Here is a 13778-nt window from a genome sequence, read left to right on the forward strand (position 1 = left end):
AAAATATTTCATGTTCTGAATTATTTTTTAGGAATGTTAAGTCGAGTTCATATAGTGTCTCGATTTCTTTGTAGGAGGTGAAAGTAATGCCTAATATTAAATCTGCTATTAAACGTGTGAAAACAAGCGAAGCTCGTAATGCTCAAAATACAACCGTTAAATCTGCAACTCGTACTGCTGTTAAGAAAGTCGAAGCTGCGATTACACTTAACGATGCTACAGCTGCAAAGGAAGCATTAGTAACTGCTGCTAGTAAATTAGACAAGGCTGCTGCAAAAGGTCTTATCCACAAAAATGCTGCTGCTCGTAAAAAATCTCGTCTAATGAAAAAGACTAACGCTCTTTAATTTAGAGAAGAAAAAAACGATTCCCTTTTAAAGGAATCGTTTTTTTTATTTCTTTAAATGAAATAGGAACATTTCAATCAATAATGATTTATTCATGCCGCCAGTTTTCATTTGATAATCTGCTTCAGCGAGGAGGTCAATTAAATGGGCTAGTTCTTCATCCGTAAATTTATTTGCTTGTCCGAGTGCCAACTTAACACGGAAAGGATGCGTTCTTAGGTAACCAGCAATTTGCTGCTGCCCATATCCTCTCCTCGACAGTTCCTTTACTTGGTAAATTAACCTAAACTGTCCTGCAAGTAAAGCCAAAATCTTTATCGGTTCTTCATTTTGTTTTAACAAATCGTAATAAATCCTTAACGCTTCATCAAGTTTTCGCTGAACTACTTTTTCGATTAGCGTAAAGATATTCTGCTCAAGTGATCGTGCCACTAATTTCTCTACTAGACCTATGTCTATTCTTTTTTCACCGGATGCATATAATGCCAATTTATCTACTTCACTGGTAATCATAAACATATTTGTTCCAACTAGTGCCAATAGTTGGTCGATCGCATCTGGTTCGAATTCTATTCCACTGTTCTTGGCCCTGCCCTTAACCCAGTTCCTTAAGTCATGTTCATTTAACTTTTTTGCTTCAACGACTTCAGCATGTCTTTTTAATTCCTTCGTTATTTTCTTCCGTTCATCCAACTTTTCATATGGAGCGGAAATTACTAACACTGAATAAGGTGAGGGCTCTTTTAAATACATTTCGAACCTGGATAAGTTGTGTACCGCCTTATCCTTGGATTTTTCTGCTGTTAAAAAAACAGGATTATGTAAAAAGATAACTTTTTTTTCCCCTAAAAAAGGAAAGGTTTCTGCATCTTCGATGGCCACCTCAATGGGTGTTTCCTCTAGATCATAACTAGCAAAATTAAAATCCTTCTCTTCTTCGGTCAAAATATGATTGAGTAGTAATTGCTTTGTTTCATTAATTAAAAAAGACTCAGTTCCAAATAATAAATAAATAGGAGCAAATTCCTTTTGCTTAATTTTTTTCCAACTATCCATTACCATGTTTCAGCGCTCCCCTTCTTTCCATTCATACCTATGGTAAAGAAGCTTGGCCATTTTGACAAGCATTTTAAAGGGAATTAGCTCCTATTTTAAAAGTGCTAATTCCCTATCTATAATGAACGCCTGCAATAGAAGCCCTAGGATATTCTATTGTCTGGCGGAGTTCCTTAAGTAAATATAGTTTAGCCTTTTATCAGTCTCACTATTTTGACAACTCTTGTCAGTTGTGGAAAGCAATTTGAAGTATGCTGGATTTTTTTTCGAGAATGACTTATACTATATTGTGAAATAGGAGGGGTAGACTGTGAATGAATTTGAGAAAGATGTGCAAAGTAAACGAAACGACGCAATTGATTCAGGGGTAGGATTTGGGGTTTCTTTTGGTTTTTTTGCCATAATGTTTATTGTTGCAACAGTCATTAAGGTAATCGGTTCGTAATGATTGGCTACATATGTGTAAGGTAGAAGGCTGCATTGATGCAGTCTTTTTTAATTCTTAAGATGTTCTATCCTATGGTAAATACGGGAAAAAGGTTCCTTTCTGATGATAAAATTTATAGGTAATTGCCCCCTGTTGATCGGTTCGAAGGATAATCGTATTTGTTTTTTCTAACCGCTCAAGCACCTCTTGGTGGGGATGACCAAAGCGGTTATTTTCACCTGCTGAAACGAGTGCGACTTTAGGTTTTATTTGATTAATAAAAGAAATTGCACTTGAAGTTTTACTGCCATGGTGACCCGCTTTTAATACATCAATACGCAAATGGGGATATTGATGTATGATTTTCTCTTCCCCTGCTTGGTCTAGATCCCCTCCGAAAAACCAACTTATACCTCCTAATTGAGCAATAAAAGCAATGGACCCGCCGTTTCTTTCTCCCGAATAATTCTTTTCTGGGGAAACAATATAAAAGTGATTTTCTTCATTTGTCCACTGATCGCCTGCCGACACTCTTATGACAGGAATATTTAGTTTTTTGGCCTCTTTAATAATGTCAAGTTCTGTACTAGAGGGTTCAACAACAGCTGGCATTATAATTTGTTTGACGTTAAGCTCTTTAATAATTGAAAATGCCCCCCCAATATGATCCATATCCCCATGTGTTAAAATTAGTTTATCAATTTGCGTAATTCCCTTTCCTTTTAAAAATGGAACAACTACATCCCTTCCCACCTCAAAGGCTTCAGCAGGTTCTCTCCATTTTTCTTCAGCAAAGCGTATGGTTCCACCTGTATCAATGAGATAGGTCCCTTTTGAATGTGGAAAATGGATTAAGATACTATCCCCTTGACCCACATCAATCATTGTTACTTCCCCATATGGAGTTAACCAGTTCCAACTTTTTTGTAAAATTATCAGCATGATACTTAAAAAAATCAGGTAAACTATTCTATTGGGATACATTTTTGACTCCCAAAGATAAAATATAGCAAGCAGCAGTAAAATATAAGCGATGAGGAAAATCAAACTTGGTCTTCCGGGGATAATATGAAAGAAAGTAAAATCGGCGAGATATTCAATAAGGTGATTAGCGACAGTAATAATAGTTAAAAAGAATTTAGTAAGTAATAGTGGAGTTTTTCCGAAAATTAACTGAATAAAAAACAATAGATATAATCCCGGAAGATATAGAAATGAAAAAAGCGGAATATAGACCATATTGGCAATAATGCCGATTAATGAAAGCTCAAAATAATGATACAGCAAGAATGGCAGTGCCCCTAATTGTGCAACCATTGAGGTTGCAAGCATCCGTGTAACATTCCTTGTATAATCTGTAAGAATACTATTGGCAGATAAAATGATGACAAGACTCACTGAAAAAGAGAGTTGAAAGCCAGCATCAAAAACCACCATTGGACTACCTATCAAATAAGCAATAAAAGCCATACTAATGGCATCATGCGGAAATAGCTTTAGGCGGGTGCGCCACTTCATAGTAAGTAAGACAAGAAATATCATTAGGCCTGAGCGAATAACGGAGGGCGAACTACCAGTCAATATCACATAGATTGGAAGAAGAATGAGAAGAAAATTAGTCATGAACTGTCTCGTAAGTCCGAAGCGGATCCCAAGATAAAAAACCATCGCGATTAATAATGAGACATGGAGACCAGAAATCGCAAGCAAATGGACAATACCCGTTTTTTGATAAGCAGATAATACAGCCGGGTCAAATAAATTTCTATCACCAAAAATTAAAGCAGCTGAAAGGGAAGCAATTTCCATTGGAAAATGAGACTCGAGATATTTAATTCCTGTGTAACGCAGTTGTTTGATTACCACTAACGGAGAAGGTTTCAGCGGAGTGCAATGTTTAAGCGGGTTTTCTTGTACTTCTATTATCCAATACATATTCTTCCTTGCTAAATAGGTTCTGTAATTAAACGCATTAGGGTTTTTGGCAATCGCCGGTTTTTCCAAGGTACCGGATACGGTGCATAATCTTTGATAAAATATTTCTGTTTTTAAATTCACTTTTTCCTGTTCAGATCGAATATTGTATCGGATTAAAATACTCTCCTTGTAGCGTTGTTCTAATGCTTGTACTTGTAATAAATCGCCATCGATTTTGGGGTCTTGAGTAAATTGAAGAGAAAAGGTCGTTGTAGCAGCGGGGATAACTGATTTATTTATTGAATTAGAATGAAGTCCTATAAAAAAGAATATCAAAAAACATACATTTATACTTGTTAGTTGTAAAGCGGAAAAACGTTTGTATTTATATAGAAGATAAAGAGCAAGAACTTGTAATAAAAAAAAAGGAAGGAACTTATTAAGTGCTGATAGTACACCAAATAAAGCGGCAATTGCATAATAAAGATATTTTCCATTCATTCGATTTTCTCCATATATAATGTCTTTTTATAAAATATTTAGGGGAGCCGGTACATAACCGGCGCCCATTTGAAAAATTATTATTTAACCATTCGTAAATCAATCACTGACTCGTTTAGAGCAACCTTTTCAATTGTAACATTTGCCTGTTTGAAAAGGTCGATTGCATATGGATGATTTTTATAATCCTCGGCGTAATAAACTGTTTTAATCCCTGCTTGAATAATTGCTTTACAGCATTGAAGACACGGAAAATGAGTGACATAAATTTCAGAGTCAGCGGTTGGAACTCCAAATTTAGCACACTGGAGTAATGCATTCATTTCAGCATGGACTGTCCTGACACAATGATTGTCAATCACATAACACCCCTTATCAATACAATGGTCACCGCCCGCTATGGAACCATTGTAGCCCCCGGCAATAATTCGTTTATCTCTAACGATGGTTGCACCCACTGTCAACCTGGTACATGTGCTTCTAAGTGCGAGCAAATGGCTTTGTGCCATAAAATATTGATCCCAAGAAATTCTCTCCACTTCTCCCACTCCCTTTTTTGATCGTTCTCTATAAGTGTAATAGCGCTTGTCCTTTTTGGTCAAATAAAGATTTTTTAAATAGCAATCAAATCCTTTAATTTTTCAAATGTTTTATCCCCAATCCCGCTGATACTTTTTAAATCTTCGACCGCTTTAAAGGGGCCACTAGTATTCCTATATTCGATGATGGCCGCTGCCTTAGCAGGTCCAATGCCGGGAAGATTCTGCAACTCTGTTTCATCTGCCTTATTAATATTAATTTTTGCTTCCTTTTGACTGCCAACTGACAAGCCAGGGTTACCTGAAGAGGTGATAGATGATGAAATTCCCGCCTCTCCTTTTGCGGGTATGTAAATAATCATTTCATCCTTGACATGTTCAGCAAAATTCACCAAGCCTTGGTCTGCTTTGTCCGTTAATCCCCCAGCCCGGCTAATAACATCAATCACTCGTTCACCCGTATTTGCTTGATATACTCCAGGCTGTTTAATTTGTCCTTTCACATCCACCATAATTTTTTCTGGTAAGTCAGGTTGTTTGTCGGATTGAATACTTCCTGTTTCTTTCTCATCCTCTTGGAACTTTTCTTCCAAACTAAGTGTGTTAACGGGGGTAGAGGTTGCAGAATCACTAACATAAAAATAATAAATACCGCCTAATACTAATAAAGCCCCCAGCAAAACAGAAATCTTGTGTTCAATCAACCAGTCTTTCACTTTGATCCTTCCTTTCTAAAGGTATATTTCACTTCCTGATTTCATATGGTTATAAAAGAATAATTGCATGCGAGGAGGGTCGGAACAATGAATATAGGCATTATCGGTACTGGTAATATGGGGAGCATGTTGGTAGAAGCTATGATTGAAGGAAAAGCCATTTCCCCTGCTTCTATGATGATTACAAACAGAACAAAATCAAAAGCCTTGTTGCTTAAAGATAAATATAAGGAAATAAAGGTTGGGGCAAATCCAGGAGAAGTAGCTGCTGAGTCCGACTTGGTATTTGTTTGTGTCAAACCGTTAGATGTATATAAAATTTTACATGAAATTAAACCACAATTAACTCCAAAAAAATGTGTAATTACGATAACGAGTCCTATCAGTACAAGCCAAATTGAAAAAAAGGTCTCCTGTTCAGTCGCAAGGGTAATTCCAAGTATTACAAATCGAGCCCTATCTGGGGTAACGCTGATTACTTATGGAGAAAATTGCAGCGCGCGATGGAAGACGAAGATTGAGGAATTAATCACTAAAATTGGAGTGCCAGTCCATATCAATGAAAAAATTACGAGGGCTGCCTCGGATATCGTTAGTTGTGGTCCCGCTTTCTTCAGTTATTTACTCCAAAGTTTCATTAAAGCAGCAGTTAAAGAGACTGAAATTGATGAAAACGATGCAACTACGATGGCTAGTGAAATGATTGTCGGACTAGGTGAATTATTGAAGCAAGGGCATTACACCTTGCCGTCACTACAAGATAAGGTATGTGTTAAGGGCGGAATTACAGGTGAAGGAATAAAGGTATTGGATAATGAACTCGGGGATGTTTTTGAACATATCTTCCAGGCAACACATGCAAAATTTAAAGACGACCTTGATAAAGTGGAATCACAATTCTCTAATTATTAATTTCGCCAAGAACTGACAATATTCCTTTTTTTATTAAGATAAAAAGCCATCTTTTTTTATAGATGGCTTTCTTTATGTTTTCTTGCTACAAAAAAGATGCGTTCTGATTGTGAGTGAGGGGCTGAGTTTTCAAAATCAGCACTGACTTCCAGCACTTCAAAACCGGCCTCGACCAACCAGTTTGAATATTGCTGTACTGTATATGTACGTTGAAAATGAAGTTCATCAAAACGGTCATACTTATCGGTCTGTTCGTCCAACACAAAGAAGCTTAGCTCATGCTCAACGCTATTTAAACTTTCTCCAGCAAAGCTATTCCAAATAAAGGAAACATTTTCCTCACTTGAAGCATAAGTTTGATTTATGAATAGATGCGCTATTTTATAAATCGAATGGACATCAAAGAGGAAAATTCCCTTATTGCTCAAATGCTGAAAAACGTTTGAAAATGTTGCCCTAACTTCTTCCTCAGTTTGCAGATAATTTAATGAGTCACATAAAATACCAATGACATCAAATTCCGCCTGACCTTCCAAATCTGCCATATTCTGCTGAAAGAATGGAATTCTTAGCCCTTTTTCCTCAGCTTTTGCCTGGGCTACGGCTAGCATATCCTCAGATAAATCGACACCCGTTACTTGAAAACCATCTTGTGCTAAGCGGACGGATAATTCACCCGTGCCACATGCCAAGTCAAGTAAACGAGTGCCCTTAACATGATATTTTACGCACCTATCTTTAACGAACTCGACCCACTCCTCATAGGGTGCATCCTTCATTAATTCATCATAAAGATAAGCGAATTGTTGATAACTCATGTATTTAACTCACTAAGGATATCTTCAATCGGTGCATCGCCCCATAAGCGTTCTAACTTATAATAGCTTCTTTCGTCACGGTGAAATACATGGGCTACGACATCGCCTAGGTCAATTAATACCCATCTTGCTTCATCAAAGCCTTCTATTCTTTTTACTTCACATCCATGTTCTTGCGCTTTTTCTTTTATTTCCCTTGCAATTGCCTGAACTTGTTTATCGGAATTACCATGACAAATGATGAAGTAATCCGCAATGAGGGAAATCCCCTGCATATTTAAAGCAAGGATGTCTTCTGCTCGTTTATCATCTGCAGCTTTAACTGCAATTTTTAGTAGTTCATGATTATTCATGAATCAATCCTCCAGTTTCGCGATTAGGTCATTGTACGTATAGAATGTATCAGGGTAAACCGTTTGATTCTTTTTTAATAAAAAGCTAATTGTATTTTTAATTGCCATAATTAATGCTTTATCTAAATTTTCTTTGGCCATTTCTCTTACTTCATCCACGCCAGGAAAATGACGGCCTGGTTCAATGTAATCGGCCAAATAGATTATTTTTTCTAAAAGCGTCATTGCCGGTCTTCCTGATGTATGATAGCGAATGGCATCTAACACTTCAGGATCTTTTATGCCCGCTTCCTTTTCCACCAAGTACATACCCGCAGGTGCATGCCACAATTCTGAATTAAAATGAAGTAAATCCTCTGGGAATCCTTGACTAGCGATAATTTCCTTCATTTCTTCTTTTGGCCGAAATTTTGCATAATCATGGAAAATGGCTGCTAATTCAGCTTTCTGTTCATCCCCGCCATATTGCTGTGCAAGGACGATTGCTGTCTCCATTACTCCTAGGGTATGTTGATAGCGATGGTCGGTTAATTGTTTCTTAACAAGCTTTAATGCCGCTTCACGTTCCATACAATTGCTTCTCCTCGATAAATTGAATGACCGAATCCGGCAATAAATACCGAATGGTCTGTTTGTTTTTTACCCTAGCCCTAATCATACTTGATGATACATCCATTGCAGGCACATCTACGTAAAGGACAGGGTAATCGGTTTGACTGCTATAGGCAGGTCTTTCAACACCAACAAATTGGACAAGTCTAATCAATTCGTCAATTTTATGCCATTTTGGCAGGTATTCTATCATATCCGCGCCAATAATAAAGAAAAATTGATGGTCGGAATACTGGGCATTGATCATTTTCATCGTATCGACTGTATAAGAAGGGCCTTTTCTATGAAGTTCAATCGTTTCGACTCGAAAAGCATCATTTCCTTGGATGGCTAATTCAAGCATTTGCAGGCGGTCTTCATTTGTTATCGATTCCGATTTTTTCTTATGTGGAGGCTCTTGATTTGGCATAAACCAAATTTCATCTAGTTCTAGGCTAGAAAGAACCTCATTTGCAATTAAAAGATGTCCGTAATGCGGAGGATCAAAGGTTCCTCCCAATATTCCCACCTTTTTCATGCGCTCGTCTCCTTATACATTCGATTATGGAAGCTTGATTGTTTTCTTTTCTACAGACTCTTTATAGAGGACGATCGTATTCCCAATAAGTTGGACAATTTCAGCTCCTGTACCCTCTGCCAATTGCTCAGCCACGACCGTTTTATCATCTTCACAATTTTGCAAAACGCTGATTTTAAAAAGCTCCCTTGCTTCAAGTGCATCAGCAATTTGCTTAATCATATTTTCGTTTACTCCCCCTTTACCTACTTGAAAAATAGGATCTAAGTGGTGAGCCTTTGAACGTAAGAATCTTTTTTGCTTTCCTGTTAACATGTTCTTCCTCCTAGTTGTTTTAACACATTATCTCTCATTCTTTCTACATCTGGGAATATACCTGTCCATTTTTCAAAAGCAAGGGCTCCTTGATAAACAAACATATCTATTCCGTTTTGGATTCTTGCTCCATTTTGACGTGCGTCTTTTAAAAATTGTGTTTCAAGTGGATTGTATATGATATCACAAAAGACTGACTGATTCCTTAAATTATTTACTGCGATTGGCTGCTCATAAATTTTGGGAGACATGCCGATCAATGTTGTTTGAATAATTAAATCATATTCCCCTAGTGATTCAATTGATTCTTCAAAGGAACACGCTCTAGAATCAACGGAATAAGGGCAATCATTGATCAATCCAATAGCCCGATCCATTGTACGATTGGCAATGTCTAATCTCTGAGTGTTTTCCTTAGCCAACGTAAAATAGATGGCTCTCGCTGCACCGCCTGCTCCAATAATCAAAACTTTTTGACCTGTTAAATTAGGGAATATAGCATTTAACCCTTTTAAAAAACCAGGACCATCTGTGTTATAGCCAATTAGTTGACCATTCTCATTCACTACAGTATTAACCGCTCCGATATTTAAGGCTAATTCATCTATACCATCCAGAAAGGGAATAATGCTGCTTTTATGTGGTACCGTTACATTAAATCCACCGACACCCACCGCTTTTAAACCCTTGACAGCATCATGTAAATTCTCCCCCTTCACATGAAATGGTAAATAAACGGAATCCATGTTATAAAAGGAAAATAAATCATTAATCATAAACGGAGACATTGAATGTCCGATTGGATCCCCCAAAACAGCATATAATTTTTTCACCAGTATTCCCCCACCCATTAAGCATTATCTATTTATATTAATGATTTCCGAATTAATGCTTGTACTCCTTTAGGAACGTAAGCAGCTACCTTTGCACCAGCCTCATTGACAGTAATCCAGCCAAGACCAGAGAAAACAATGTCTGTTTTTGCTTCTTTGATGATAAATTCCTGTTTCACTAGTTCCGGAAAAGAATCGATTTGATTCATACGAGGGGGAGTTAACAATTCCCCCACATGTTTTTCATAAAGCTCATCGGCATTCTCCATTTTTGTTCTATGAATATTTAATTCATTGGAGACATAACAAACAAATGATCTACGCCCTCCGCTAATATAATCAAAGCGAGCTAATCCGCCGAAGAACAAGGTCTGCCCTTCATTTAATTGAAATACCTTGGGCTTGATTTCCTTTTTAGGGGTAATAATTTTTAAATCCTGCTTATCTACAAAATGAGCCATTTGATGATGGTTAATAATACCAGGAGAATCAATTAATGACTTTTCATCATCGAGCGGAATTTTGATAATATCCAATGTCGTTCCTGGAAAATGGGAGGTGGTGATCACATCCGTTTCACCTGTTACCTCTTTAATAATTCGATTGATAAACGTAGATTTCCCAACATTTGTACAACCCACGACATAGACGTTTTTACCGTTCCGGTATTCATCAATGGCCGCCGCAGTTTCCCGAACATACATCCCTTTGGCTGCACTGACAAGGAATACATCTTCCGGTTTTAATCCGAGTTCTTTTGCCTCGTGTTTCATCCAATGAATTAATTTGCTATGCTTCACAGACTTAGGTAACAAATCAACCTTGTTTCCGACAAGGAGCACTTTATTACTACCAACAAAACGGTGTAATCCAGGCAGCCAGCTGCCATTAAAATCAAAAATATCGACGATCATGACAATCAAAGCATCTGACTTACCCATTTCATTTAATATTTTCAAGAAATCATCGTCCGTTAAGCTGACATCCTGAACTTCATTGTAATGCTTAAGACGAAAACATCGCTGGCAGATAATCATTTCCTTTTCCAAAGCCGATGTTGGGGCATATCCTAGTTCCTCTGGGTTTTCAGTTTGAACTTTTACCCCACAACCCATACATATATATTGATGTTCACTCACACATTAATCCTCCCATTGAAGCATACCTTTTTTTCGAAACCAATTTAAAATCCTTCTTTCAGCAAAACGGTTAAATTTTGTCCAAAAGCCATCCGTTTGCGCAACAGGTACAACCAGGATAGTATGAAATCCACCCCGGTTTCCGCCAAGTACATCCGTCAGTAACTGATCTCCAATCACTACAGCTTCTTCTTTTTTTATTCCCATCTGTGAAATTGCTTTATGAAAAGCAACTGCAAACGGCTTCCTCGCTCTAAAAATGAACGGAATTTTCAAAGGATCAGAAAAAGCTTTGACTCGTTCTTCATTATTATTAGATACAATTGTTACGAGGATATTGTGTCTTTTCATTTCCTCAAACCATTTAATTAATTGAGGAGTAGCAAAGGGGCGGTCCCACTCTACTAACGTATTATCTAAATCCGTAATGATCCCTTTAACTCCCTTGGCACTTAACTGCTCAGGAGATATATCAAGAATGCTTTTGACATGCTCATTCGGTAAAAATTGTTTTAACACTAAGCTTACACCTCATTGACATCTAAATTCGTTCATTATTTTTTCACATGTACCATCATAACCAATTTTAACCTTTGTTTCAAAGATTAAAAGATGTTTTAAACTTATTATTCATCAAAACATGATAATACATGATTAATACTTTTTCTCTCTATGTTCTTTGGCAGAATCATTTGTTAGGAGTAGTAATCCAACACAGGATAAAAAACATCAAAAATAATTTTCGACAAATTTCGTCATTTCCAAATATTGTGGATAAAGTTATTAACATTATACCCATTGAATCATACACTTTTCATCATTTTATAAACAAAGTAATCACAAGTTATCCACCAGATTATGTGGATAAATGGAACGATTGTTCTATAGGAATAAATTTGGTAGATTTAGGGTACACCAATTGAACATACCATTTTATGTTTATCATTCCTATAATAGAACACTTTATTTGCAAATCGGAGGTGGAATTTGCCGTGAGAAAACTATCAGATGAATTACTAATTGAATCATATTTTAAAGCACGAGAATTAAACCTAAGTCCTGATTTTATTGGACTAATTGAGTCAGAAATGCTCCGCCGTTCCTTATACCATAAAATAAAAATGTCTTCATAACTTGGCCCTAATTGGGCTTTTCTTTTTGCCCATTTTTATTCGTACTATCTAAAAACCCCAATTTTCTCTCCGACTTTTATTTCTTTCGGGGTATGAATGGTTGAATCGATTTGAAAAATATCTTTTTCGAATAACAAGACAACTGTTGAACCGAAACTAAAGTAAGCCATTTCACTGCCCTTTTCTAATTCGGATCCTTTGTGTGTGGTTTCAATCGAATTAACAAACATTGCCCCAACCTTAACAATTGCTACATACCCGTAATCTGTTTTGGCTTCAGTAATCACCCGATAATTCTTTGCAAGCGTTCGAACCCCATATTTTAATCCCAACTTATTGACAGGATATGATTTAGAGCCAAGTGTCCATTGTTTGGTGACAATCCCATTTACAGGGCTATGTATGCGATGATAATGACTTGGGCTTAAATAAAGAATCATATATGTACCATGTATATACTTGGCTAATAACTCTTGGTCACCGAGCATTTCTTCAATGGAATACATCTTCCCTTTGACCAGAATATCACTAGTCTCTCTAATTTGACCAACATCTTCAATAACAGCATCCACAGGGCTGACAACTGTTTCTTCACTTTTATCAATTATTCTTGCTTCCCTTTTCAATGTCCTAACAAATAAATCATGAAGAGTAGGGTAATCTGACAACTCCTTCTCCATTTCTTCTTGGTTTAAGTGATAAATCTTGGCGAAGGAAGGAATCATAAAACGACTAACAGAAGAACGGGCAAATCTTCTTAAAATAACTGATGTCCACCTGCCATTTGTTAACTCAATCATGAAACGATAAAGACCTTGAATCATCGAACTACCCCCAAATAGTGTAAAAATACTCTTTACGAAAAGACATAAAACGCTTAAAATTAAATATTATAGAATAAATTAACGAATTTGAATTCCCTTTTGGCTTAAAAAAGGAGTGATGTGGAGCATGTTTTTGTTGGACGTACTTGATCAAACAATAAAAAAACTTAAATCGCAAACAGCAAATGTACTCACCTTAACAAATTTATCGCTTGGCGGATTTGCAATAATATTCGGGCTCCATGGAAATCTAAGATTAAGCTTGCTGTTAATTTTTATTGCGGCATTGGCGGATCGTTTTGATGGCATGATTGCAAGAAAATTTAACATCGAATCGGAATTAGGCAAACAGTTGGATTCCATGAGTGATATTATATCATTTGGTGTAGCACCTGCACTATTACTATATCAAGGAATTTTACATGAATTTGGCGGACCAGGTTCATTTTTCACCGTTTTCTACATTGGATGTGGTGCCTTTAGATTAGCACGCTTCAATATATCAGAGAGCAATGGATATTTTACAGGTTTACCCATTACCGCAGCAGGTTGCTTGGCCACTCTTAGCTTCTTGGCCATACCTTATATTCCATCGCAATCATTCCTATTTATTACCATCATTCTATCATTCCTTATGGTAAGTCCATTTAAACTGAAAAAAGTCTAATTATTGAACTTAAGGCATCCATCACGCCGACGATGGATGCTTTTTATTTTCAAAAAAAATGTCTCTCAAATAAAAAAGTTTATGGACAGACACAATTTCCCTTTTCCTTCATAGGAATTAATAATAGGCGAAATAGCCAAAAAAGACGGGGG

18 protein-coding genes are annotated in these 13778 nt (G+C 36.8%); 5 read left to right on the top strand and 13 right to left on the bottom strand.

Features of this window, described 5'->3' with window-relative positions; translation table 11 throughout:
- The first annotated feature begins 86 nt into the window (after nt 1-86).
- Nucleotides 87-347, top strand: a complete 261-nt coding sequence (gene rpsT / locus FS608_RS02780; protein WP_144547740.1) for a 30S ribosomal protein S20 — start codon at nt 87-89, stop codon at nt 345-347.
- Nucleotides 348-392: 45 nt separating this feature from the next.
- Here the strand turns inward: rpsT and holA are convergent, their stop codons facing one another.
- Nucleotides 393-1409 (bottom strand): DNA polymerase III subunit delta, encoded by a 1017-nt coding sequence (holA, locus tag FS608_RS02785; RefSeq protein WP_144547741.1) that lies wholly within the window; start codon nt 1407-1409, stop codon nt 393-395.
- A 304-nt stretch (nt 1410-1713) separates the two neighbouring features.
- On the opposite strand from holA, the gene FS608_RS02790 reads away from it, so the two are divergent.
- Complete coding sequence (locus FS608_RS02790; RefSeq protein ID WP_026563518.1) at nt 1714-1848, top strand: YqzM family protein; 135 nt, start codon at nt 1714-1716, stop codon at nt 1846-1848.
- A gap of 72 nt (nt 1849-1920) precedes the next feature.
- On the opposite strand, the gene FS608_RS02795 is transcribed toward FS608_RS02790, so the two are convergent.
- The 3 genes from FS608_RS02795 to FS608_RS02805 form a co-directional block, all read right to left on the bottom strand.
- Entirely contained in the window at nt 1921-4248 is a 2328-nt protein-coding gene (locus FS608_RS02795; protein WP_144547742.1) for a DNA internalization-related competence protein ComEC/Rec2, read from the bottom strand.
- Nucleotides 4249-4328: 80 nt separating this feature from the next.
- Nucleotides 4329-4787, bottom strand: coding sequence for a ComE operon protein 2 (locus FS608_RS02800; protein ID WP_144547743.1), 459 nt, complete (start codon nt 4785-4787; stop codon nt 4329-4331).
- Between the two features lie 74 nt (nt 4788-4861).
- Nucleotides 4862-5503 carry a helix-hairpin-helix domain-containing protein gene (locus tag FS608_RS02805; RefSeq protein WP_144547744.1) on the bottom strand — a complete coding sequence of 214 codons (642 nt, stop codon included), beginning with the start codon at nt 5501-5503 and terminating at the stop codon, nt 4862-4864.
- A gap of 87 nt (nt 5504-5590) precedes the next feature.
- Here FS608_RS02805 and comER point away from each other — a divergent pair, with 87 nt between their 5' ends.
- Nucleotides 5591-6415: a late competence protein ComER gene (comER, locus tag FS608_RS02810; protein WP_144547745.1), complete on the top strand. Its 825-nt coding sequence runs from the start codon at nt 5591-5593 to the stop codon at nt 6413-6415.
- A 56-nt stretch (nt 6416-6471) separates the two neighbouring features.
- On the opposite strand, the gene FS608_RS02815 is transcribed toward comER, so the two are convergent.
- The 8 genes from FS608_RS02815 to FS608_RS02850 are packed head-to-tail and all read right to left on the bottom strand — an operon-like array spanning nt 6472 to nt 11521.
- Nucleotides 6472-7233 (bottom strand): class I SAM-dependent DNA methyltransferase, encoded by a 762-nt coding sequence (locus FS608_RS02815; RefSeq protein WP_144547746.1) that lies wholly within the window; start codon nt 7231-7233, stop codon nt 6472-6474.
- Nucleotides 7230-7586 (bottom strand): ribosome silencing factor, encoded by a 357-nt coding sequence (gene rsfS / locus FS608_RS02820; protein ID WP_144547747.1) that lies wholly within the window; start codon nt 7584-7586, stop codon nt 7230-7232. Before rsfS ends, FS608_RS02815 begins: the two co-directional genes overlap by 4 nt.
- Nucleotides 7587-7589: 3 nt before the next feature.
- Complete coding sequence (yqeK, locus tag FS608_RS02825; protein ID WP_144547748.1) at nt 7590-8156, bottom strand: bis(5'-nucleosyl)-tetraphosphatase (symmetrical) YqeK; 567 nt, start codon at nt 8154-8156, stop codon at nt 7590-7592.
- Complete coding sequence (locus FS608_RS02830) at nt 8146-8715, bottom strand: nicotinate-nucleotide adenylyltransferase (protein WP_144547749.1); 570 nt, start codon at nt 8713-8715, stop codon at nt 8146-8148. Before FS608_RS02830 ends, yqeK begins: the two co-directional genes overlap by 11 nt.
- Before the next feature lie 24 nt (nt 8716-8739).
- A complete protein-coding gene (yhbY, locus tag FS608_RS02835) occupies nt 8740-9030 on the bottom strand; it encodes a ribosome assembly RNA-binding protein YhbY (protein WP_026563509.1) in 291 nt (96 codons plus the stop codon).
- Nucleotides 9024-9863 carry a shikimate dehydrogenase gene (gene aroE / locus FS608_RS02840; protein ID WP_144547750.1) on the bottom strand — a complete coding sequence of 280 codons (840 nt, stop codon included), beginning with the start codon at nt 9861-9863 and terminating at the stop codon, nt 9024-9026. Before aroE ends, yhbY begins: the two co-directional genes overlap by 7 nt.
- Nucleotides 9864-9895: 32 nt before the next feature.
- Nucleotides 9896-11002: a ribosome biogenesis GTPase YqeH gene (gene yqeH, locus FS608_RS02845; RefSeq protein WP_144547751.1), complete on the bottom strand. Its 1107-nt coding sequence runs from the start codon at nt 11000-11002 to the stop codon at nt 9896-9898.
- Nucleotides 11003-11005: 3 nt separating this feature from the next.
- Nucleotides 11006-11521 (bottom strand): YqeG family HAD IIIA-type phosphatase, encoded by a 516-nt coding sequence (locus FS608_RS02850; protein WP_144547752.1) that lies wholly within the window; start codon nt 11519-11521, stop codon nt 11006-11008.
- A 473-nt stretch (nt 11522-11994) separates the two neighbouring features.
- Between FS608_RS02850 and FS608_RS02855 the strand changes: the two genes are divergently transcribed.
- The gene (locus FS608_RS02855; RefSeq protein WP_098259603.1) at nt 11995-12135 is read left to right on the top strand and encodes a sporulation histidine kinase inhibitor Sda; all 141 of its coding nucleotides are present in this window, start codon (nt 11995-11997) and stop codon (nt 12133-12135) included.
- 44 nt (nt 12136-12179) lie between these two features.
- Here the strand turns inward: FS608_RS02855 and FS608_RS02860 are convergent, their stop codons facing one another.
- Nucleotides 12180-12959 carry a phosphatidylserine decarboxylase gene (locus tag FS608_RS02860; RefSeq protein WP_144547753.1) on the bottom strand — a complete coding sequence of 260 codons (780 nt, stop codon included), beginning with the start codon at nt 12957-12959 and terminating at the stop codon, nt 12180-12182.
- A gap of 127 nt (nt 12960-13086) precedes the next feature.
- Between FS608_RS02860 and pssA the strand changes: the two genes are divergently transcribed.
- Complete coding sequence (gene pssA / locus FS608_RS02865) at nt 13087-13626, top strand: CDP-diacylglycerol--serine O-phosphatidyltransferase (protein WP_144547754.1); 540 nt, start codon at nt 13087-13089, stop codon at nt 13624-13626.
- The last annotated feature ends 152 nt before the right edge of the window (nt 13627-13778 follow it).

The organism is Bacillus sp. X1(2014) (assembly GCF_007678255.1).